This window comes from Bacilliculturomica massiliensis (assembly GCF_900605495.1).
GTDB lineage: Bacteria > Bacillota > Clostridia > Peptostreptococcales > Anaerovoracaceae > Bacilliculturomica > Bacilliculturomica massiliensis.
Genome location: NZ_LR027603.1, coordinates 1,382,352 through 1,404,136 on the forward strand (window position 1 = coordinate 1,382,352; position 21,785 = coordinate 1,404,136).

Consider the following 21,785-nt stretch of genomic DNA (forward strand, 5'->3'; position numbering starts at 1 on the left):
TAAAATAACTGAAAATTTATTTAATAATAATTTTATGAAACATAAATCAACAAATAGTTATTGAATTTTTCTCCCCTGTGTGTTACAACTTGGCTTAAGGAGTTAAGGAGGTTTTTACATGAATCACACCGAAAAGGAACATCGAAAAGGACTGTATCTGGTTCTGCTGTCCAGCAGCTGCTACGGTTTTATGCCGGTGTTCACCCAACTGGCCTTCCGCAGCGGGATGCCCACCCTGACCGTAGTTTTCAGCCGCTACGGACTGGCAGCCGTTTTGTATCTGCTCCATCTGAAAAATCGAAAAATCGGCCTGAAGATTTCAAAGAACCAATTCGTGTTCCTCATGGTTCTGGGATTCCTGGGGGCCGCCTCCACCTACGGAATGAATGAGAGTTATCGCTATCTGCCCAGCGGTATCGCTACGGTCATGACCATGACTTATATCGTTATTATCGTTCTGTGTGAGATCCTCCTTGGCCGTGAACGGGCCGCGCCCTTCCGTCTGGCCTGCCTGGCGCTGGCTTTTTCCGGGATCCTGCTGATCCTGCTGACTCCCGGCGAGACCGGCGGAGTCAGCGCCCGCGGTATTTTTCTCGGTTTGCTGGGCGCGGTGTTTTATGCTTTTCAGGTCATGGCGGTCAACACCGGTATCATCCGCGATCTGGACCCGGAGGTCATATTTCTCTACGAGTCCATACCCCTACTCGGCTGTTGTGTCCTGATCGCGTTCTCCGCAGGCGGTCAGCTGCTTCCCGCCGATCTCCCGCAGTTTGGTCATGTCCTGCTGCTGGCCGTGGTCAATTCCTTTATCGCGATGCTGTCTTTTTACAAGGCCGTCCGGCTGATCGGCGCCAGCAACGCGTCTCTGTTCGGTACCGCGGAGCCGCTTGTCTCCTGCATCGCCGGAGCTGTCATCATGGGCGACGCCCTGTCTTTCGGCAATTTTTCCGGCGGCGTGATGATCGTCGGCTCCATCCTCATTTTAGAGCTCATTGATAAAAAAAATGAAACCCATCGTTCCCGAAAGGATAGTGAGTCAAACAATGAATAAAAAAAAGCTGCAGGCAAATCTGATCCTGTTATTCACCGCAGTGATCTGGGGCTCCGGTTTTATTCCGGCCCGCGTATGTATGGAATATGTATCGCCCACGTTTTATACCACGCTGCGTTTTCTTGTGGCGTCCATCGCTCTGCTCCCCCTCATCGGCCGTCAAAAAGAATGGAAGCCCTATATTCTGGGCGGCGCCGCCTGTGGAGCGGCTCTGATGACCGCTTCCCTCGTACAGCAGTACGGCCTCATTTTCACCTCGGCCAGCAAAGGCGGATTTATCACGGCCATGTATGTAGTTATGGTCCCCGTTCTCAGTATTTTTCTGAAAAAGAAAGCAGCCAGGCAGGTATGGTTCGGCGTGGTCCTGGCGGTAGCAGGGCTGTATCTGCTCTGCATCACCAGTTCATTTTCAGTGGCCCCAAGCGATATTCTGGTCTTTATCAGTGCGTTCTTCTTCGCCGTCCACTTTCTGGTCATCGACCACTGCCTCAAACATGCTGAAAACCCCTTCCGGCTGGCCTTCTTTCAGGCGGTCACCTGCGCGCTCATCGGCGCCGCTCTGCTGCCCGTCTCCGGCGTTCCTGACAAAGCGGCCTTTCTGACCATCCTTCCCTGGTTCGTATATTCCGGTGCGATCCCCACAGGCCTTGGCTTCGCCCTGATGATCGTAGGGCAGCGCAACACCGGCGCCACCATCTCCTCCATTATACTCAGTTTGGAATCCGTATCCGCCGTGGTATTCGGCGTTCTGCTTCTGGATGAACACCTGGGCCCCCGGGAGCTGGCCGGATGCGTCCTGATGTTCGCCGCCATCGTTATCGCTCAGCTGCCTTCCCCACAGAAGAAGTCCAGTGCCGAAGAAGTCCAGTGCGACGGATAGGAAGATAAAAAAGGAACTGCATCACAGGCAGTCCCTTTTTGTTTGGTTTCGTTTAGTATTCAAAGTAATCGATGAGACTCTCCTGCACCTTGTAGAAAGAGTCCTTGATCAGCTTGTAGTACACGAATTTCTTGACCTTATTCGTCTCGACCAACTGCGCCTCCTTAAGGATCTTCAAATGCAGGGAGATCGTACTGGGCGACAGCTCCAGCAGTTCGGACATCTCCTTTGTCGTGGCGTCGCCGTTCCACAGGATCTTCATCATGCGGATCCGCGTCTCGTCGCTGACCGCAGTCAGCAGACTGAACATATCCTTCGGCACCGGCGCACGAAGCTTCACGGAATGGAAATTCAGGTTCATGGTTATATTCACCTTGCCGCCCACGATATTTCCATACAGATGCGGCGCACTGAACACCGACAGAAAGATGATGAGTTCTCTGATCTTGCTGACCGCAATGCTGTAATCCGGGTTTTTCTGGAAGATCAGACGGCCGTCCTCCACCTTGACGCCCGGATGGAGCGTTTTCATGTACTCGATGGGATCGGTGCGGTCGAAGAATATCCGCTCTTTTTTCAGCACGGATTCCTCGTAGTCGCGGATCGCGTCCCACTCGCGGCTGAAGCACTCTTCCCAGTAATTCTCCAATACCCAGATCAGCCGCTGCTTGATCTCTTCCATGTTTTTGAGGAAGTAAATCACATCTTTGATCTCAAAAAAACCGGCCTGCTCTCTAAGGGCCGGCTTCGTCACGGCATCCGGCCACTCGATCCATTTTCTGAGCTCTTCCCGATCAAACTCGAAAGCCGGCAGTCCGAGAAACAGATAGGCGAATTCCTCCTGCTCCATTTTCCTGATGCTGTCCACCAGTATCTCCACGGTTCCCTCTTCAGAAGATACGTCGCTGGTCACGTCCGCCGCGATATCCATGATAAAGTACCACTTGGCGTAGACGCTGCCGAAAAAATCGATCTCCTCTTTCAGCTTTGGGCTGAGCAGCGAATATTTCCGTTTTGCCCAGTCAGAACATGCGGGATGATGGTCGGGATCCGCCATGACGTGCAGGCTGGCAAGCATTTCTATGGCTTCATTGCAGACAAATGAACACTTCAGATTAGTCCGGTCTTCACTTCGCTGTATTACTCTCATCTTCTTTCTCCATTTCAGATACAGGCGGCCTCCTGTATGATCAAAATCAGGTTTCAGTATAAACCAAATCGTTATACTTGTAAACATTTTCTTGCCGCCTCTGTCCAGTGAGCGGCTGCCGTTCCCACATAGGAAAGCCTCACTTGTCTAATTATTTAGTATATTTCGATTTTATAATTGACAAATTAATCAATCTTTTGTATTATGATGTTACTTTCAGTTACATAAACTTTGCCCCGCGGTTTTCGTTGACGCGTTCCCCCGCGATTGATGAAAAGGAGATCTGCAAATGGACTACAATGCTAACTCTGCTCCTGAACGGGAAAAGTTTAATTCGGGCCAGATTTTACGCTGTATACTCCCTTCTTTAGTCGGTGGGTTTGCTTTCCTCTGCCCCGTTATGTATGATGGAAATCTCGTCATTCCCATCACGATTGCAATCAAGACGGTCAACGCCTTTATCGGCGGCGGTCTCGTCTATTCCGCTTTCGCTATCATTGTATTATCCGGTGTCTTCACCCTGATCGGCACGTACCTGAAACCCGGCTTTATCGTCAACAATCCCGTGCTGAACAATATATTCAACACGAAATGGTACTGGGTCATTCTGCGGGTCATCGGTGTGGTATTCTGCGGCATGGCGCTCTTTGGCGTCGGTCCGGAATTCATCATCTCGCCGGATACCGGATCCTTTGTGCTCTATGAACTGATCTCCGGCATACTGACCATCGGCGTGATCGCCGGTGCAATGATGCCGCTGCTTGTGGAATTCGGTCTCATGGAATTTGTAGGAACCTTTTTCGGACGTTTTTTCAAGAAGTTGTTCCGGATCCCCGGGAGAGCCGCAGTGGACTGCGTAGCGTCCTGGCTGGGCGACACCTCCGTGGCGGTCCTGCTCACGAACCAGCAGTATGAATCGGGGTATTACAACGCCCGGGAGGCCTGTACCATCGCCACCACCTTCTCCGCAGTGTCCATCACCTTCGCCCTCGTGGTCATTGAACAGGTGGGCTTCCTGGATATGTTCTTCCCATTCTACGGCACCGTCTGTCTGGTAGGCGTGGCCTGCGCCATCATTCTTCCGCGCATACCGCCTCTTTCCAGAAAAAAAGATGAATATTTTGTAGCCTCCACCTACGAGGGCGAAGTCTATACCGCACCGGGCTACAATCTGCCCCAGTGGGCCTTTCATCAGGCTGTCGTAAAGGCTAACAACAATGGTTACACGCTGAAGAAATACTGTAAAGACTGGGCTGCAAACAGCCTGACCATGCTGTGCGTCCTCTCCCCCATCATCATGGCGGTGGGAACCACGGCGCTGATCGTCGCTTACTATACGCCCATCCTGGAATGGCTGGGGCTTCCCTTTATGCCGCTGCTTCAGCTCCTGCAGATCCCGGAGGCGAAAGCCGCGTCCACGACTATGGTGGCGGGATTTGCCGACATGTTTATCCCGTCCGTGATCGCTTCGGGTACCATCAGTTCGCCGTTTACCAGATTCCTGGTGGCTGTCATCTCCATCACACAGCTCATCTTTATCTCTGAAAACGGCTCCATGATCCTGAGCACCAAGATCCCGGTCAATCTGACCGACCTGTTTGTCATTTTCCTGGAGCGGACCATCGTCAGCGTGGTGATCGCCAGTATCTTCATCCGGTTCGTTCTGCAGATCCCCTTGGTCTGACAGAATCCACAGGTAAAAATGCCGGCGGAATAGACAGATCCGCCGGCATTTCTTCTTTTTCTTCCTGTTTCCGGCGCCGTTGCGCCCGCTGTACGCCGGCTTTATCTGCGCCCAGCAGTTCTGTCGTCGTCCTCACACACGGCAGCGAACGCCGCCAGAGCCAGCAGCGCGGCCAGCACCCATCTGAAATGTTTCATCTTCAATCCCTCCCTTGTCCTTATCTTACGACAGGCAGAAAAAAAATGCAAACGAAATGGGGCAACTCCGCGCAAAAAACACCGACGGCCCAGGGGCGGTCCGCCGCGATGTCCTCGCCGGGTCGGGCCGCCAGGCGATCGCGGCATGGATGCAATGGACGAGAAAAAATCTTTGTGGTAATATCTAAGCAGTTATTTATAAAGTCTCCAATATGACAAGAGCCACAGGAGCTGCTTTTTATCCTGGGACGATCAGGTCAGATATTTTGCCGGACGTAATAGAAAAAGGTGAAAAATCATCTGTGATGATTTTTCACCTTTTTTCCGTTTTGATGGAATGTACGGCACTTCCTACTTCGTCATCAGCGAACAGATGGCGTTGGAGAAGGACACCGGATCCTCCACCGGGAAGCCTTCGATGAGCAGCGCCTGATTGTACAGCAGTTCCGCATACTCCTTGACTCTATCTTTCTCATCCGCCCCATACGCCTCTTTCAGCGCCTCCAAAATAGCGTGATCCGCGTTGATCTCCAGCACCTTCTGCGCCTTGATCTTCTGATCCACCGGCATGGAATTGAGTACCTTTTCCATTTCCAGAGAAAGGCCCTCGCCGCTGGTCAGGCAGACTGGATGTGTTTTCAGCCGCTGGGACAGCCGCACCTCGCTGACCTTGTCCCCAAGGCTTTCCTTCATGAAGGTCAGCAAGTCCTTATTTTCCTCAGTCTTCTTCTCGATCTTTTCTTTCTCTTCCTTCGTCTCCTCCAGATCGAGATCGCCGCTGGCCGCAGATTTGAATTCCTTTTCCTTATATTCTCTCATCATCTGCAGCGCAAACTCGTCGATGTCGTCTGTCAGATACAGGACCTCATATCCCTTGTCCTTCAGCAGTTCGATCTGCGGCAGCTTGTCGATACGTTCCACTGAATCGCCGCAGGCGTAGTAGATGAACTTCTGCTCTGTCTTCATGCGGGAAACGTATTCGGACAGAGTCACCATCTTCTTTTCTGATGAGGAATAGTAGAGAACCAGATCCTCCAGCATTTCCTTGTTTCTGCCATAACCGTCATACAGTCCGTATTTCAGCTGCAGGCCAAAGTTTTTGAAAAACTCCTCGTATTTTTCTCTCTCTGTGTTCAGCATGGTCAGCAGCTCGCCCTTGATCTTCTTTTCCAGTCTGCTGGCGATGGCCTTAAGCTGTCTGTCGTGCTGCAGCATCTCCCGGGAAATATTCAGGCTCAGATCCTGAGAATCCACCAGACCCCTCACAAAACTGAAGTGATCCGGCAGCAGGTCCGCGCACTTATCCATGATCATTACGCCGCTGGAATACAGCTGCAGCCCTTTTTCAAAATCCTTCGTATAATAATTGAAAGGGGCTTTGGAGGGGATAAACAGAAGCGCGTTGTATGTGACCACCCCTTCCACGCTGGTATGGATCACCTTGGCGGGATCTGCAAAATCAAAGAACTTCTCTTTATAGAAACTATTGTAATCCTCATCCGAGATCTCGCTCTTGTTCTTCTTCCAGATGGGCACCATACTGTTCAGCGTTTCCAGCTCTCTGTACGATTCGTACTCTGTGGGCGCATCCTCCGGCGCGTCCTCCGCCTTCTCTTTGGGCCTGCTTTTCTCCACCATCATGCGGATAGGATAACGAATATAATCGGAATACCGCTTGATCAATCCTCTTAAGCGATATTCTTCCAGAAACTCATCGTAGTTCTCATCTTCTGTGTTTTCTTTGATGTGGAGGATGATATCCGTTCCCGTCCCACTCTTCTCACATTCTGATATCGAATAGCCGTCTGCGCCCTCCGACTCCCATTTCCAGGCCTGATCCCCGCCGAAGGCCCGACTGATCACGGTCACCTTCTGCGCTACCATAAAGGCGGAATAAAAACCCACGCCAAACTGTCCGATGATGTCGATGTCTTCCTTCGTTTCATTCTCTTTTTTGAAGGCCAGCGAACCGCTTTTAGCGATGGTGCCCAGGTTGCTCTCCAGCTCTTCCTTCGTCATGCCCGCTCCGTTATCGGATACTGTCAGCGTGCGCTCGTCCTTATTGACCTCCAGCAGTATCGCAAAATCATCGCGATTCAGACCGGTGTTATTCTCAGTCAGCGCCCGATAATACAGTTTGTCGATGGCGTCGCTGGCGTTGGAGATCAGCTCTCTGAGGAAAATTTCCTTGTGCGTGTATATGGAGTTGATCATCAGATCCAGCAGTCTTTTTGATTCTGCTTTAAATTGTTTCTTTGCCATAGTGACATTCCCCCTCATTTTTCTGTATGTTCTCAGTTATCCATCGCCTCCTGCCCATCGGGATCAATGACCCGGACGCTGAGGATAATTTATACCGGTGATCCGGTGACCGTTATAACCGGCCCCGCGCGTTAGCACTCATCACACACGAGTGCTAACAATACTATAGAACATTCCTGCAGAAAAATCAACCCCGTTTTTTCCTCTTTATTTTAAAATCACCACCGTGACACCGGGATTTCCTTCGATCCTTCGCTGATACTGCGCAAGCTCGCCGCAGAGACCGATCATCTCCCACTTCCGGTGGATCCAATTCTCTCCCCCGCACCAATCCCTAACAAGCCCGCGGAGGCTGCTCTCCCGCAGCTTTTCCCGCACCGCCGCGCGGATGCTCCCTCCCGTGCCTGAGGACCCGTAGCCGTGGATCAGGATCACCGCCCGCAGTCCCTGCCGTTTTCCAGTCCCCAGCTGTCCTACCATATCCCGGACAGCTGTCTCCGCAGCAGGCCGGCCTCTCTCCAGATTGATCTCTCTTACCTTCATCCGTCTTCCTTCTCCTGTCCGCCCTCCGTGTCCTGACAGGCTGCGCGCTCCCGGCCCTGTCAACACGTGTCTCATAGACGGCGCCAAGTACTGTCAGCACCCCGCCCGCCGCACAGAATACCGAGATGACAATCATGATTCCGCTCATTCAGATCACACCTTTCCTTCAGAAAACCCATGTGTACCGGCTGTTTCCAGCCCCGTTTTTTTCTAAACTGTGATATGATCATAAAGCATATTGCGGAATTATATTGTCAGAAATATAATTTATTCTGAATCGACTCGTCCGGCTCCGGCCGCCCTCATTCCCTGGGCATAAAGACCAAAAGAGGCCGATGTCTCCTTCACCGGCCTCTTTTGTTTCTGATTATGCGCTCTCGTATTTCGCTTTCATCTTCGCGATCTCGCTCTCCACAACGTTCATCCGGATCTCCAGCATCTCCCTCTCGCTCATTCCATTCCTCCTTGATCCACTTCCCCCTCTTCCCTGCTTCCGCAAAACACTTCATGAGCATTTGGAATACCTCTCGGAGCATACATGTACCAAATGAAGAACATTTCCCTGCTTTTATTCTAACATAGCGGCCCGCGCAGCGCCACATCCTTTTCTGCCGGCGGGACAGGAACATCTCTCCACATTCCTGAATAATATGGTGATCAGTCAGCTATTCCACTGTCTCCTCCGCCGGTGTCCGCCCTTACTGTCAAAGCGCGGTAAAGTCAGTCCGAGGTCAGCACTGCAGACATAACTGCAAATATGGCCCTGTTATACTTTTTTCACAACGGGAAAGGCAGAATCCGTAACACATATTTTTAAAATGAATATACTGTCTGTGAAACCAAATACTTTTGACCGATAAAGGAGGTAAATAATATATGAGCTGTTTCGGTGGTGACAGAGTTTCGCCGGACCTCTTTCAGAACTGCTGCAACGCAAACGATCTTTGCGAATTCGACGGCAATTTGAACAACGTCGTATCTGAGCCGATCTACGTGCAGAAGGTCTTCGACGCGGTCCTGTTCAATCTTCAGGGCCTGAAGACGGTGAGCAACCAGTGCTTCACACCTGCGATCCCCAGAGGGCACAGATTAAAAAGAGTTGTTGATATACGCTGCAAGAGGTTCTTCAATCCGCAGAATGTAGACGATCCGCAGAACCTGAAGCTTGGTATCAATACCACAGTGTCAGGCGCGACCTTCATACAGAATGCAAACGGCGAGGACATTACAGTTGTAGGTCCCGACGGTACTTACTCAGAAAAAATCGTGTACGCAGATACACATGACTGCGACAGCAAGGGCCGGGGGACCCCGATCTTTGGTACACAGAGCATCTCCGTGACCGGTGATGTTCAAATTTACTTAGACTTGCTGCTTTGTGACCGCTACGATCACGAAGTCATCTACACCGTATGCACGAAGGTGAACATCGCTCAGCAAAATTCGCCGCTTCTTCTCACCAATTTCTTTGAGCTTTGCATCCCTTCCACGGAAAACAGCGCCTTCCTGCCCAGGTTTACCGAGTTCTGCAACCCGGCCTGCGAAACCAGGCTGGCGACCAACAACATGGGCAGAGACGTGACGATCTGTCCCGACGGCACAGTAAAGGCCAATCTGATCGTGGCCCTGTGCGTGACATGTGAAAAGAAGATCGTTGTACCTGTACAGCTCTGCGTACTGTCCACAGGATATGTACAGCTGGCTCCTCAGACGGCGGCGGCCTGCGAAAGCTTCCCGCAGCTCTTCCCGAACCAGACGCAGAGCAAATACAATCCCGAGGTCGAACCCGACAGAGACGACTGCTGCGATCCCTGCTGCGACCCTTGCTGTGATCCCTGCTGCGATCCCTGTTACGATCCCTGTGACGACGACTACGACCCCTGCGACGACGAATGCCGTCCTCCCAGGCCGCCCCGTCCGCCTCACAGACCCCAGAGACCTCAGCCCAGAAGATAAGACTTTTACTTAACCATTTAAATTTCTCCTTTTAACAAAGGTCCCGGGTACATATTTCTGCACCCGGGACCTTTTCTGCCTGTTATTCAATCATCTTCACGCAGGAACCTGCAAAATCTTCACGCCCTTTTCTACAAGTCCGTAGATAAACTCATCGACGCGGCGCAGTCCTTCTTCAAGCTGTTCGGAAATGGACAGATTTACTCTGAAGGTATGGGGCACATTGAAGCAGTCTCCATGGCAGACAAGCACGCCGGTATCCTCCATAAGCTGTTCGCAGAAGGATACGGAATCCATATCCAGGTCATAATGGACCAGATACGTGGTACCGTGGGCGTCTGCATATTGATGGAGGTATTGATTTCCCTCGATCCACCTGTCAATGACCGGTTTGTTCTGCCTGACCAGATCCCGGCTCCTCTCAAACAGTTTTTCCACGCGCTCGATGGCGATGGCAAAGAGCCACTCGTCGAAGGTGCCGCCGCAGATACTGTCATATGAGCGGTAATTCATCAGGTGCCAGACCATATCCGGGTCGTGACAGACGATCCAGCCCACTCTGGTTCCCGCCATGGAATAGATCTTCGATGAGCTGCAGGTTACGATGGCTTTATCGTACAGATCAGCGAAGGACGGCGCGTATTCATCGTCCAGGCCGCGGTACATTTCATCGCACACGATCCAGGCGTCAACGGATTTGGCGATATCGATCAGTTCGTTCATTTCCTCCAGCGTAAACGTCGCTCCCGTAGGATTGTTTGGATTGGTAAAGAAGATCCCCTTCGTATTTTGATCTGCCGCTTTTCTCACTTCAGCCATATCGAGCTTATATCCGTTTTCAGGCAGGAGATATACCCTGCGGACCTCCGCGCCCATCGCGTCCGGCGTCGAATCAAACTGCTGATAATTCGGTACGATGGAAATGATATTGTCTGTCGGTTCAACAAGGGTCATTACAACTGTGTTGTTTGCTCCCGCTCCGCCATGAACGGGAATCACTTCTTCCGGTTTCACATTGCGGTATAGCTTTTCCGCCAGAGCCTTGCGCAGTCTCGGGGTGCCGTCAAACTTTCCGTAACCGAGATTCATCTTTTTTACTTCCTTCAGAAACGCGTCGGCGTCTTGTCCGATCAGATCAAACAGTTCTTCCAACGTGAGCGGCGCCACGCAGCTGCCTCCCAAATATATTTCATTCTTTTCACTTTCACACAGTGGGTTCAGCCATTTTTCCAATATGAATTCATCTAATTTCATTTTTCCCTCCTTGTCGACGGCGGGTGAAATAAATTCATCCCTGCCGCCACAAACAAACAGCGCCCTTTTCACTCGTTGCGCTGCGATCTGATCGTACGTGGACAAGGTTGAAAATGGTTCTCCAACTTCATCTTCTCCTATACATCAGTCCAGTAAACATTTTGACGGTCTTTTGTAATTCCGTACTTTTTCATTTTATATTGCAGCGTCTGCCGTTTGACTCCAAGTAATTGGGCGGCGTCGGTCACGCATCCCCTGCTTTGCATTAAAGCCTGCAGGATCTTTTCTTTTTCTACCGAAGCGGTGATCTTGTGAAGCGAATCGGCCAAAGCCGCTCCCTTCTCCATATGGCTCTGAACATGCCCCGTTTCCAGTCTGCTCAGTTCGTTCATTCGAAAGGGACTGACGGGATGACCATCAACGATTCGCTTTCCTGAATCCCTCCGAATGCCGGAAGGCAAATGTTCTGCCCTGATCACGTCTTCATTTTCGATCATATTCATGGCCCCCTCTATGCAATGCTTCAATTCCCTCACATTGCCCGGCCAATAGTACTGTGAAAACAGATCCTCTACCTCCCTGGAAAAGCCCTTCACGGATTTGTGGAAAGCCCCGTTGAACATATCCAGAAAGAAATTCGCAAGGTAGATAATGTCCTCTCCCCGTTCCCGCAGCGGCGGAATATCAATATTGACTACGCTCAGCCTGTAAAACAGGTCCCTCCGGAAAGTCCCTTTTTCCATCGCCTTCATCAAATTGGAGTTGGCGGCGGAAATGATGCGGACATTTAATTTGATATCCTTACCGCCGCCGACCCTGCGGACAGTGCCCTCCTGCAAGACCCTGAGCAATTTTGCCTGAAGGATAATATCCATGGAGTCGATTTCATCTAAAAGGAGCGTCCCTCCTTCCGCTTCTTCAAACAGACCTGCCCGATCCGTGGAACCGGTAAAGCCGCCTCTTACGGTGCCGAACAGAATTCCCTCCAGTAATTCGCCGGGGAGCGCCGCGCAATTTACCGCCACGAAAGGTTTTTCACAGCGTGCGCCGCTATTGTGGATGCTCTGGGCGAATATCTCTTTCCCCGTTCCCGTTTCTCCCTGGATCAGTACCATGGAATCCGTCTTCGCCGCCTGTCTGGCGTATTTCAGCGTCTGTTTTATCGAATGGCTCTCTCCTACGATATCATGGAAGGAATAGATCGTATTCGGATTTTTATGTTTCTTTCCGGTATTCTCTGATGCGTTCAACGTGTTCTGCATGTCGATCAGGTTGCTCATCAGTTTTCTTTGACTCGTTATATCCTTATTGATCTCGACTGCGCCGATGATTTCTCCGTCCACTCTGATCGGAATGCTGGAAATGACCGTCGAAACGTTCTTTCCCCTGCCTGTGACATAGTTTTGAACGATATCCACAGAAGCTTTGCCCTCCCGGATCGCTTTTACGATCGTGCTCTTCTCTTCCGTCTGAAGGGGGTAGACCTCCCGAATATCTTTATTGATCACATCTTCCCGCTCATAATCTTCAATCTTTCCCATGGCCTCATTGTAATACACGATTTTCAGATTCTTGTCGATCAGCATCACGCCTTCATGCATCGCGTCAAGAATGGCAATGAAACTGGCCCTGTCTAATTGCTCCATCATGGTTTTCTCCTTAAATCTATCCACAGAATCGCCAATTACAATTAGTTTATCATGTATTTTTCAGAAAAAGATTGTTTTTGCAGGAAATCCGGCATATCGCCTCCTCCTTTTTTCACATCTTACCGATCATCGATCTACGCTTTCAGCGCGTTCAATGCGTCTGTCTTTTCTTTTTCGCGTTGTTCTAAGACCTTCTGGTACTCTTCCTCCGTCATTTTCTCCATCGAAATACCTGTAAATCCGTAAAAGATGGAGATGATCGGATTGAACAGACTCAGGAAGGCGTAGGGTCCGTATCCGCCGGCGCCCCACTGCGGTACGCCCATAAAGCTCCGCATCGTCGCGCCGCAGGTATTCCATGGAACCAGATTGGAGGTTACGGTGGCCGAATCCTCCAGACATCTGGACAAATTCTTCGGCCTGAGCCGCCTGTCTTCATATGCTTCTTTGTACATTCTTCCAGTGATCACAATGGACAGGATCTGGTCCCCGGCCACAACATTGACCATAATTGCGGTAAACACCGTTACGGTAACCAGCATTCCCGTATTCTTGGCCAATTTCAGCAGTCTCTCCGTAAACTGAACCAACATGCCCGAAGCATCCATAACGCCGCCGTAACACATGGCGCAGATCACTAGGCTGACGGTCCAGAGCATGGAATCCAGGCCGCCTTTCCCGTCGATCAGGTTGACGACGTTGTACTCTGCGATCACCGAGGACGGAAGGTTCTGTGCGGCCGCAAGCGCGGAAAATTCCCCGTTATCCATACCTAAAAGATCATTCAGGCTCATGCCCATGGAAGTGGCCGTCTGCTGAATGCCGTCGCTGAATGCTCCCACATTGTAACCGTAATGCAGAATGGACGGCAGATCACCCATGCTCATCCCATTAAAAACCATGCCAAATATGCATCCTATGATTGCGCCTCCCATAAGACCGGGAAGGGCCGGCAGCTTGAAGGCCACGATGAGGATGACGATCACCGGCGGGATCAGGAGGATCGGCGTCATATTGAAGTTCAGCGTCAGCGCTTTTTGCATCTCTCTGATCACTTCGCCGTTGTAATCTCCCGCAGCCCGTAAGCCCAGAATCGTGTAGAGAATCAGGGCGATCCCCATCGAAGGGATCACCGTCCACATCATGTGTCTGATATGTTCAAAAATATTCGCGCCTGCCATGGCAGGCGCCAGGTTTGTGGTATCCGACAGCGGAGACATCTTATCGCCGCAGTAAGCGCCGGAAACGATGGCGCCCGCCGTCATCGCGCTGGGAAATCCCAGGCCGCTTCCTATTCCGATCAGCGCGATGCCGATGGTTCCCACTGTGGACCAGGAGGAACCGGTGGACAGGGCGACGATAAAGCACAGAATCGCCGACGCCGACAGAAAAATAGTCGGCTTAAGGATCATCAGCCCATAATAGATCATGCTCGGCACCACCCCTGCCGCCACCCAGGCGGCGATCAAAATGCCGGTGGTCATCAGGATCAGGTTAGCCTGCATGGACCTGTGGATCGCCGCTAAAATGCCAGCTTGGATAAAAGACCATTTATAGCCGTTCAAAATTGCCACGACCGTGGCGAAAACACAGGAAGCAATCAGAGGAATATGAGCCTCGCCGTAATCACAGGCAAAGGCGTCCCCGAAAATCATGCCCAGAATACCCAGGGCATACATGAGGGCAACTGCGGTGAACCCAAGGGTCAGCGCGCATTGCCAAAACGGAATTTTTCTCCCCATACCTTACCTCGTACATCCTCGTCGCGACGATGCACCTACCTTTCTTTTCTACAGGCCGGCCTGACTCCTCAGTTTCAACAGCCGGCCTGATTCTTGGTTAAAACGGTACTCACACCTTCAATAATCTGGCGCCCACGATCAGGTCTTCGATAGCCATTCCAGTAGCATCAAATACCGTGATCTCCTCCGCGTTTCGGCGGCCTTCGGCCTTTCCGGCCAGGACGTCGCCGATCTCGTTCACGTCAGATTCGGCGATCGATCCCATTTCATAAGCAAGCTCTGATTCTCCCAGACGCAGCACCTGTTTTCTTGAATCTGCGAAAATATGCGCCTCCTGCATGATCTCCGGGTCCAATTCCTGCTTGCCCTTCATGTCTGCGCCGATGGCGTTGATGTGCAATCCTGGCCGGATCCATTCTTTTTTGATAAAAGGTCTGGCTGAGGGCGTACAGGTGGTGAGAATGTCTGCCGTCCGCAGCAGCTCCGGAAGTTTATCGTTTCCTGCATGGCAAAGGCGAATATGCGGGTATTTCTCTTTTTCCCGCTGTACAGCCGCTGCCGCCCGTCCTTCATCCAGATCCACGATCGTCACTTTTTCCAGCGCGGGGACCGCTTCAACCAGACCTTCGTACTGCACGCCTCCCTGATAACCGGCGCCCACGATCACCGCATGCTTCGAATCCTTTCTTGCAAACAGCTTTGCCGCCGCTCCGCCGCAGGCGCCTGTCCTGATATTGGTCACGCTTAATCCATCAACGATGCCTTCCAACTGTCCTGTCTTGGAATTTACGATGACCACCAGACCATTCAGCGCCTGAAGGCCGCGCTTTTCCGGATTATCCATGACTCGTACGAGAAGTTTAAGGCCCAGGACGTCCGCGCCGTCCAGATGGCCGGACTTAATGTCCATATTTCTGAATTTCCCCTCAAAGTCGTGAGTGATGATCGGAAAGACGTCAGCCTCGCCTTTTGAAAACAACACGAACGCTTCTTCCATCCACTCGATGGCCTTTTTCATGGACAGCCGCTTTCTGACTTCGTCTCCATTCATAAATACAACTGAATTCATCTGCGTTTCCTCTCCTATTTCAGGCCGTCTCTTTTGCGCAGCGCAAGCCCGCCCAGGAATTCGGCGGCGATCCGTGCGCAGAACTGCGCGCCCATTCCGTTTACGTCATAATCCGGCGTATATTCGTTTATATCCAGACCGATCACCTTCTCACGAGAGATTCTTCTTACCGCATGGAACATTTCATCCATCGTCATACCCCAGAATTCAGGCGCTTTCTGAGACACCACCTGACTCGGGTCCATCACGTCGATATCCAGCGACATGTAAATACCGTCTGTTCCATCTGTGGCGATCCGAATGGCTTCATCCATCACATCCTTAATGCCGCGATCCTTCATCTCGTCGATGGTGATGACGCGGTGACCTAACTCTTTTGCCACATTTTTTTCGAAGATAGAATTTCTGACGCCCCGGATCCCGATGACGACGAAATTATCCGGACTGATCTTGCCCAGCTCTAGTACCTGATTCCATTCGGTGGATGCCCAATTCTTCGGCTCGCAGGAAAGATCCATATGAGAGTCGAAAACGATCAGACCAGCCTTTTTCTCTCTGGGCTTCAGAATTGCCCTTAAGGTGGGCGTGGGAACGGTGTGGTCCCCTCCAAAAATAATTGGCATCGCCCCTGCCGCTACGACCTCGGCGACCCGCTTTTCGGCACGTTCCAGATTTCCTTCGATATCATCCGGCGTGTAAGGCACATCCCCGTAGTCTCTGACCTGGATGTAGTCCTCCATGACCATTTCCTTATCGATCTCCGGAAAATAGCCTCTGTTATGCTTTACCGAGTAGTAAATAGAATATTTTCTGATGTTGTCGAGACCTACGTCCGCTCCCATTCTCCAGTAAACGGAGCCTGGTTCCGGGCGCCCGCAGGTCGGCGGAGCCATGATGGACGGCGTCTGAATGGTGAGACCCTCAAAGGGAATGCCGACGATGGCTGCATCCACGCCCTTTAAGTCCTCCGGTTTGGCGGCGAGAGGATATTCCATAAAGGTGGGCGTGTCCCCTCTTAAAATATTCAGTTCGATTCTTTCTCCTCTTGCTTTCTGGTTTTTCAAAAGCTCTGTGGCGTTATCAAACGCGAAGTTGATCTTTGCTTCATCTGCGGCGCTTATGACTTTTTTGCTCATTTTCTTACCTCTTCTTTCTCGATTGCGCGCACATTCTTCTATGCCCACAATTATCCAGTGGTGAAATGCTTGTGATTATATTAAGTAGCAATTGTCGTGCCAAGTCTTCATGAAAGCAGAATTACGTGAAATTCAGCCCTTTCACCGCTGATCGGACAAAAGCAGCTTGCAGATTTTTTTGCTTTCACATAGTTTTTTTGCGAATCGCAAAATTTTCAGCAATTTCAGTCTGAATTTTTCGACTTCTCTGGTCAAAAAATAAAAAAGTTTCCTTCGATAACTTATTTGCCCTACGGGCTCATTTTCACAGGGTAAACTTTTTTGTTATTTCGTCAATATCGCTTCGCGGTATTTCCTGCATAATGAAAAACTGCGGCATCTCTGCCGCAGTCCAGTTTTATGACATATCGATCCAAGTGAACTCCCGCCGTCTATTTTTCCAGAATAGCGCAGGGTCCCGCCACACATTTTCCACACACATCCGTCATATCCAGCTCCGGGAAAAGGCGGTCCACCTCCAGCAAATGATCGTGGCACAAATGCTTGTCCAGGCTCCCGTCCTCCCCCAGCGCGCCTGTGGGGCACATACTGGTACAGTAACGGCATGTGCCCTCCCGGTAATAGTAACAGTTTTCTTCCTCGTAGGGTCTCCCCGGCGTCAGCGGCGCGGAGGTGATCACCGTCCCGAAACGGCCCGCGCAGCCCTTCGGCGTGATCAGCAGGCGGTGCAGTCCAAAACTGCCCATTCCTGCGATAAAAGCTGCGCTCCTGTGAGACCAAAAGGACTGGAGATCCCTGGGGTCGTAGGTATGCGTCGCCTGGATCACTCCGGCTTCCCATCCCCCGGCTCTGAGAAACACCGCCAGTTCCTCCGATATGCGGCCGATCAGGTCATTGCAGAACAGATAGGCCCTGGCCCACTCTTCCGCCACCTGCTTTCCCCTGCGGTTTCGAACCACCACAAACTCTTCAAACGGAATGAAAAAAGAGATCACCGATCCAGCTGAGGGCAGGATCTCCGTGGGATGCAGATGATGGGCGCCCACGATCTCCTTCAGCTTGTCATATCGCGGGTCTGCCGCCGATGAAAAACCGACCAGCGGTTCGCGGAACCATCCGCTGTTTTCATCTGTCCTGACCTTATTCTTAATAAATTCAATCAGTTGTTTCTCCAGTTGTACCTGTCCGTCCATACTGCCTCCTCCTTCTATTTGCGTTCCGGCGGCCGCACACCGGTGCGGCGGAATCCCGACGATATGAGATCTCCCGTCTGCAATCTCATTGGAACCGGCGGCCCCAGGAACTCTTCAGATCATCCGCAAACTCCCGTTCCACCAGACGAATGGTGGCGTTCATATTGATGGTGAAGGCCGGCAGCGGCTGTTCCCTGCGGTCCTCGCCTCTGCTCATCCAGAATTCTTCCACACAGCGCTCCAGAACCTGTTCTTCCGTTAGCCCATCCCTGAGACAGTTGAGCACGAAGTCCCTCACATGATAAGCTTCTCTCTCCGCCAGATCAAAGTACTCCTCCGGGGAAATATCTCTGACCAGCCCGTAATGAGGCGACACTACCCTCAGCGGTTTTACGGCACGGCACTTCTCAATGGAATCGATGGTATCCTGAAAACCGGTCAGAAAAGGCGAATTCATATAGTCCCGGTGCTTATAGCATCCCACGCTCTCGCTTGGAAACAGCAGGCCGCGTTCCGGTATATAAAAAGAAAGCGAGCAGTTGGTATGCCCCGGCGTGTCCAGCACGCGGACGGACAGATCTCCCAGCCATACGGCGTCTCCTTCGCCGATCACACGGTCCACCTGCATTTCATCCTTGCTGTAATTCATAAAGGTCTCCGCCCGTCCTCTCCATTCCGGGCTGTCTTCTCCCAGATAGTCGGACGCCGCAGATTCCGTCAGCCGGCGTATGGCTGCCTGAGCGCCGTCTCTGCGAAATATCTCCCGCGCATGCAGCGAGCCGAGCACTTCCAGCTCCGGCCATCTTTGACGTAGTCCGGGTACGCCTCCCACGTGATCGTAGTGCGAATGGCTGAGCAGCACGTAGTCCAGCGGCCGGCCGCCGAGCTCCTCTGAGAGCATTTCCACAAGCTCCCTGACGCAGTAAGTCATCGCTGTGTCGATCACAGCTGTCTTCTCTGTTCCCACGATCAGCGTACAGTCGCCGCCGTGACCCGGCACGAAGCGCTTTACGCCCTCCGCCAGTGATTGATTGTTGCCGTTCCGATCCATTTATTTCCCTCCGGTTCTCTTATTTTCATCCGTGCCCTCCTGGGCCCCCTCAGCGTCTGCCTGTGCCTGCGACGTCTGTCTCAGAGGCGCGGTGTCCGGCAGCCGGCGCTTCCCTTTTTTCAGAAGCGCAAAGTTGACGATCATGGAGATCAGAAATATCAGGCTGAAATATCCTCCGATGGGATAGACCACCGCCACCAGATTGGAAAAGCCAAATAAACTCAGCCCATAGCCCGCCAACGCCACTGCCCAGATAACAAAGAGCCGGTAATTCCTGTCCGGCAGCTTCGTGGTAAAACCGTAAAAACAGCTGGTGCACGTAGCGAAGATGGCGATCAGCAGAAACATGGCGTAAACAGTCCGCAGCACAGGCGAAATGTCGTTGCAGAAACGGATCATGGGGAGATCCGCCGCCGCTGCGGCCTCCGGCGCGGACAGCGTGGCCAGATACAGGATCAGGCAGCATACGCCCAGCGCCGCTCCTCCCAGTACAGCGCCATTGCGCGCTGTCTTTTCTCCCCGGGCGCTGATCGAACAGTTGCCCAGCATGGGTATGGCCGCAGTGAGATTGTAAGCCACGAAAGCGATCGCCGCCGTCATCCAGTTGGAGGCCAGCGGACTGGCGTCGGCCACATAGGTCTGCCCTGCATGCTCTGCGATCAGGCTGTGATCCCTGACGATCATGTACAGCCCGATGATCAGCGTACCTCCCACCAGGACCGGCGTCACCTTACTGATCCGCGAAGAAACGCTCTGAAATCCCCTGATGGCGGTGAGAACAGCCATCAGCATGTAGATCAGGCTCCCCGCCGCATGGGGCAATCCGAACTGCGTTTCCAGAAGCGCTCCCCCCGCGGCGAGCATGGAAAAATACGCCATCAGCAAAAACAGGCACATGACCGTGCCCACAAAATTCTCGATCCCCCGATGTTCCACCGGAGAAACCATTTTGCTCAGATCGCTGGTTCCCAGCATTCTGGCGTTGGAGACGCTGAGGTAACCGAACCCCACAAAGATCACCGTGGCCAGCAGGATCCCCAAAAATCCTTTCCCGCCGAACACACCAAAGAACTGCCACATTTCCTTCCCGGAGGCAAAGCCCGCTCCCATAAGGCATCCGATGTACAGCAGCGCTATCTGTGCGGCCCGAAGGCCGTCCTGTTTCTTTTCACTCATATTACTGTCCTTTCCACGTTCCCCCGCTTCCTTTTCGCAGCGAACTCTGTTCATTTTGCGATCCCCCGCTCTCCCGGCTCCGGGACGGACGCGGTCTCCACATGGTCCGCATGATCCGTATAACTTCCTCCGCCGCTTCCCCGGATCCCGCCCACAGTGAAGATCACCAGTGCGATCCATATAAATACAAAGGAGATGAACTGGACCCTGTCAAAGGGTTCATGATAAAGAAAGATCCCCAACAGCAGACCGATAGACGGCGATATGTACTCTGTCACTCCCAGCGTGATCATGTCGATGCGGTTGGCCGCCATAGAAAACAGTATCAGCGGCACAGCCGTCATCAACCCGCACAGAAAAAGCAGCGCGATCTCTCCCGGCGCGGCCGTGGTAAAGGCTCCCTGTCCCGTGAATTCCATGTAAAAGATCACTGCCAGGGCGATGGGTACGAGAAACATCGTCTCATAGAGAAGCGCCAGCATGGATTCAGCCTGGACCTTCTTCTTGATAGCCCCGTACGTGGCGAAGGTTCCCGCAAGTCCCAGGGCGACGGCGGGGAGCTGCCCGTAACAGATCACCATGAACGCCACGCCGCACAGAGCCAGCACAAAGGCGCCGATCTTAAACTTATCCAGCTTCTCATGAAAAAATAAGACGCCGAAACAGCACACTGCCAGCGGTTCGATATAGTAGCCGATACTGGTCTGAATGATACGGCCGCTGTTGATCGCCCAGATATAGATCCCCCAATTAGCGGAGATCAGCACGCCGGCTGTGAAAAAGGTCAGCTTCGCCCCTTTTTTGCGCAGCGGCTCCAGCACCCCCTCTTTTTTGTAGATGATGAGATCCACAATGACGATGAGCACAAAGACCATGACGATCCGATAAAATATAATGAGCAGCGAATTGACGCTCTCGATCATCTTCCAATAGACCGGCAGGATCCCCCAGATAAATGCGCAGGCCAACGCGCAGATCACACCGGTTTTATATTCCTTTGACACCCTGTTCTGATCCAAGAATTTCAGACTCCCTTTCATCCATAAAAAAGACTGCGTTCCACAGTCTCATTCTATCTTAACGCAAGCGCCTGTGAAGCGCAAGATAAAAGCCTTACGCCCAGCTGGTCTTTTTGATTCAAACGTACATACAAAAAGCGGGCAGTGCATTTCACTGTCCGCCTCCGGTCAGGGCCGCCTCCGGCCAAGACTGTCTCTGTTATGTAAGCTGCATACCTGATCGTCCGTGCCTGTCTTTTGCTGCAGACCGTTTGCCGGCCCCGCTAGAACAACCCGCCCAGGAATCCGCCTCTCCCTCCGTCCTCGCGATTGCTGCAGAACAGGAAGATAATGACGAGAATGATGATCCAGCTGGAGCTGCCGCCCCCAAAGCCAAAACCGCCGCCGAAACCGCCGCCGTCGCAGCACTCGTCTCTGCCTCCGCCGCCGAAGAAGCCGCCTCCGCCGCACAGCAGAAGGATGATCAGGATAATGGGAAGCCAGCTGCCCCAATCCCAGCCATCTTCCCGGCAGGGATCGCAGGGATCCTTCGGCCGGCAGGGATCGCAGGGATCACACGGATCGCACGGATCACAGGGGCCGCAGGGATCGCAGCATTCCTTCGCCGGTCCTTTCCCTCTGCTTCCCACCTCTTTTCTGGGCGCTTCGCCGTACGGCTCGCCGCCGTCATTTCCCGGGAAAGGTCTGCGGTCACGATCGAAACTCTGTTTTGTGTATTCTTCACCCACCGTATAAACACCTCCATATTTGAAAAATCAGCACGCCGAAGACTG

General features: G+C 52.3%; 18 protein-coding genes. 4 read left to right on the forward strand and 14 right to left on the reverse strand.

All coding sequences use genetic code 11. From position 1 onward, the window contains the following. Window positions 1–118 precede the first annotated feature (118 nt). Together E0E37_RS15580 and E0E37_RS15585 are read left to right on the forward strand one after the other, a co-directional pair. Window positions 119–1,051, forward strand: a complete 933-nt coding sequence (locus tag E0E37_RS15580) for a DMT family transporter (protein ID WP_130863903.1) — start codon at window positions 119–121, stop codon at window positions 1,049–1,051. After that, complete coding sequence (locus E0E37_RS15585) at window positions 1,044–1,931, forward strand: DMT family transporter (RefSeq protein ID WP_165445396.1); 888 nt, start codon at window positions 1,044–1,046, stop codon at window positions 1,929–1,931. The genes E0E37_RS15580 and E0E37_RS15585 overlap by 8 nt, the downstream gene beginning before the upstream one ends. Window positions 1,932–1,983: 52 nt before the next feature. Here the strand turns inward: E0E37_RS15585 and E0E37_RS15590 are convergent, their stop codons facing one another. Then, the gene (locus E0E37_RS15590; RefSeq protein WP_165445397.1) at window positions 1,984–3,081 is read right to left on the reverse strand and encodes an ArsR/SmtB family transcription factor; all 1,098 of its coding nucleotides are present in this window, start codon (window positions 3,079–3,081) and stop codon (window positions 1,984–1,986) included. 289 nt (window positions 3,082–3,370) lie between these two features. Between E0E37_RS15590 and E0E37_RS15595 the strand changes: the two genes are divergently transcribed. Further along, the gene (locus E0E37_RS15595) at window positions 3,371–4,765 is read left to right on the forward strand and encodes a YjiH family protein (RefSeq protein ID WP_130863906.1); all 1,395 of its coding nucleotides are present in this window, start codon (window positions 3,371–3,373) and stop codon (window positions 4,763–4,765) included. 548 nt (window positions 4,766–5,313) lie between these two features. Here the strand turns inward: E0E37_RS15595 and htpG are convergent. From htpG to E0E37_RS19030, 3 genes are all read right to left on the reverse strand, one after another. Continuing rightward, window positions 5,314–7,224 carry a molecular chaperone HtpG gene (htpG, locus tag E0E37_RS15600; RefSeq protein ID WP_130863907.1) on the reverse strand — a complete coding sequence of 637 codons (1,911 nt, stop codon included), beginning with the start codon at window positions 7,222–7,224 and terminating at the stop codon, window positions 5,314–5,316. 207 nt (window positions 7,225–7,431) lie between these two features. Further along, a complete protein-coding gene (locus E0E37_RS15605; protein ID WP_130863908.1) occupies window positions 7,432–7,767 on the reverse strand; it encodes a hypothetical protein in 336 nt (111 codons plus the stop codon). A gap of 367 nt (window positions 7,768–8,134) precedes the next feature. Next, the gene (locus E0E37_RS19030; RefSeq protein WP_281275533.1) at window positions 8,135–8,266 is read right to left on the reverse strand and encodes a hypothetical protein; all 132 of its coding nucleotides are present in this window, start codon (window positions 8,264–8,266) and stop codon (window positions 8,135–8,137) included. Between the two features lie 377 nt (window positions 8,267–8,643). Between E0E37_RS19030 and E0E37_RS15610 the strand changes: the two genes are divergently transcribed. Continuing rightward, a complete protein-coding gene (locus E0E37_RS15610) occupies window positions 8,644–9,723 on the forward strand; it encodes a hypothetical protein (RefSeq protein WP_130863909.1) in 1,080 nt (359 codons plus the stop codon). 96 nt (window positions 9,724–9,819) lie between these two features. Here E0E37_RS15610 and E0E37_RS15615 read toward each other — a convergent pair whose 3' ends face one another. From E0E37_RS15615 to E0E37_RS18625, 10 genes are all read right to left on the reverse strand, one after another. Then, window positions 9,820–10,977, reverse strand: coding sequence for an aminotransferase class I/II-fold pyridoxal phosphate-dependent enzyme (locus E0E37_RS15615; RefSeq protein WP_130863910.1), 1,158 nt, complete (start codon window positions 10,975–10,977; stop codon window positions 9,820–9,822). 137 nt (window positions 10,978–11,114) lie between these two features. Continuing rightward, complete coding sequence (locus E0E37_RS15620) at window positions 11,115–12,626, reverse strand: sigma-54 interaction domain-containing protein (protein WP_130863911.1); 1,512 nt, start codon at window positions 12,624–12,626, stop codon at window positions 11,115–11,117. Between the two features lie 134 nt (window positions 12,627–12,760). Further along, window positions 12,761–14,368, reverse strand: a complete 1,608-nt coding sequence (gene nhaC / locus E0E37_RS15625; RefSeq protein WP_130863912.1) for a Na+/H+ antiporter NhaC — start codon at window positions 14,366–14,368, stop codon at window positions 12,761–12,763. Window positions 14,369–14,477: 109 nt separating this feature from the next. Then, window positions 14,478–15,437 (reverse strand): ornithine cyclodeaminase family protein, encoded by a 960-nt coding sequence (locus E0E37_RS15630; RefSeq protein WP_130863913.1) that lies wholly within the window; start codon window positions 15,435–15,437, stop codon window positions 14,478–14,480. Between the two features lie 14 nt (window positions 15,438–15,451). Then, window positions 15,452–16,573, reverse strand: coding sequence for an agmatinase family protein (locus E0E37_RS15635; RefSeq protein WP_130863914.1), 1,122 nt, complete (start codon window positions 16,571–16,573; stop codon window positions 15,452–15,454). Window positions 16,574–17,004: 431 nt separating this feature from the next. Next, window positions 17,005–17,766, reverse strand: coding sequence for an epoxyqueuosine reductase (locus E0E37_RS15640; protein WP_130863915.1), 762 nt, complete (start codon window positions 17,764–17,766; stop codon window positions 17,005–17,007). An 85-nt stretch (window positions 17,767–17,851) separates the two neighbouring features. Further along, the gene (locus E0E37_RS15645) at window positions 17,852–18,817 is read right to left on the reverse strand and encodes an MBL fold metallo-hydrolase (RefSeq protein ID WP_130863916.1); all 966 of its coding nucleotides are present in this window, start codon (window positions 18,815–18,817) and stop codon (window positions 17,852–17,854) included. After that, window positions 18,818–20,047, reverse strand: a complete 1,230-nt coding sequence (locus tag E0E37_RS15650; protein ID WP_130863917.1) for a YkvI family membrane protein — start codon at window positions 20,045–20,047, stop codon at window positions 18,818–18,820. After that, window positions 20,044–21,012, reverse strand: a complete 969-nt coding sequence (gene rarD / locus E0E37_RS15655) for an EamA family transporter RarD (RefSeq protein WP_165445398.1) — start codon at window positions 21,010–21,012, stop codon at window positions 20,044–20,046. The genes E0E37_RS15650 and rarD overlap by 4 nt, the downstream gene beginning before the upstream one ends. A 263-nt stretch (window positions 21,013–21,275) precedes the next feature. Next, entirely contained in the window at window positions 21,276–21,740 is a 465-nt protein-coding gene (locus E0E37_RS18625; RefSeq protein WP_165445399.1) for a hypothetical protein, read from the reverse strand. Window positions 21,741–21,785 lie beyond the last annotated feature (45 nt).

Excerpts from the sequence above, each read along its gene's own strand:
- E0E37_RS15615 (WP_130863910.1), bottom strand. The coding sequence starts at position 10,977 with ATGAAATTAGATGAATTCATATTGGAAAAATGGCTGAACCCACTGTGT.
- E0E37_RS15610 (WP_130863909.1), top strand. The coding sequence starts at position 8,644 with ATGAGCTGTTTCGGTGGTGACAGAGTTTCGCCGGACCTCTTTCAGAAC.
- htpG (WP_130863907.1), bottom strand. The coding sequence starts at position 7,224 with ATGGCAAAGAAACAATTTAAAGCAGAATCAAAAAGACTGCTGGATCTG.
- E0E37_RS15645 (WP_130863916.1), bottom strand. The coding sequence starts at position 18,817 with ATGGATCGGAACGGCAACAATCAATCACTGGCGGAGGGCGTAAAGCGC.
- E0E37_RS15635 (WP_130863914.1), bottom strand. The coding sequence starts at position 16,573 with ATGAGCAAAAAAGTCATAAGCGCCGCAGATGAAGCAAAGATCAACTTC.
- E0E37_RS15595 (WP_130863906.1), top strand. The coding sequence starts at position 3,371 with ATGGACTACAATGCTAACTCTGCTCCTGAACGGGAAAAGTTTAATTCG.
- E0E37_RS15650 (WP_130863917.1), bottom strand. The coding sequence starts at position 20,047 with ATGAACAGAGTTCGCTGCGAAAAGGAAGCGGGGGAACGTGGAAAGGAC.
- E0E37_RS15620 (WP_130863911.1), bottom strand. The coding sequence starts at position 12,626 with ATGATGGAGCAATTAGACAGGGCCAGTTTCATTGCCATTCTTGACGCG.
- E0E37_RS15590 (WP_165445397.1), bottom strand. The coding sequence starts at position 3,081 with ATGAGAGTAATACAGCGAAGTGAAGACCGGACTAATCTGAAGTGTTCA.
- E0E37_RS15585 (WP_165445396.1), top strand. The coding sequence starts at position 1,044 with ATGAATAAAAAAAAGCTGCAGGCAAATCTGATCCTGTTATTCACCGCA.
- E0E37_RS15630 (WP_130863913.1), bottom strand. The coding sequence starts at position 15,437 with ATGAATTCAGTTGTATTTATGAATGGAGACGAAGTCAGAAAGCGGCTG.
- E0E37_RS15580 (WP_130863903.1), top strand. The coding sequence starts at position 119 with ATGAATCACACCGAAAAGGAACATCGAAAAGGACTGTATCTGGTTCTG.
- E0E37_RS15605 (WP_130863908.1), bottom strand. The coding sequence starts at position 7,767 with ATGAAGGTAAGAGAGATCAATCTGGAGAGAGGCCGGCCTGCTGCGGAG.
- nhaC (WP_130863912.1), bottom strand. The coding sequence starts at position 14,368 with ATGGGGAGAAAAATTCCGTTTTGGCAATGCGCGCTGACCCTTGGGTTC.
- E0E37_RS15640 (WP_130863915.1), bottom strand. The coding sequence starts at position 17,766 with ATGGACGGACAGGTACAACTGGAGAAACAACTGATTGAATTTATTAAG.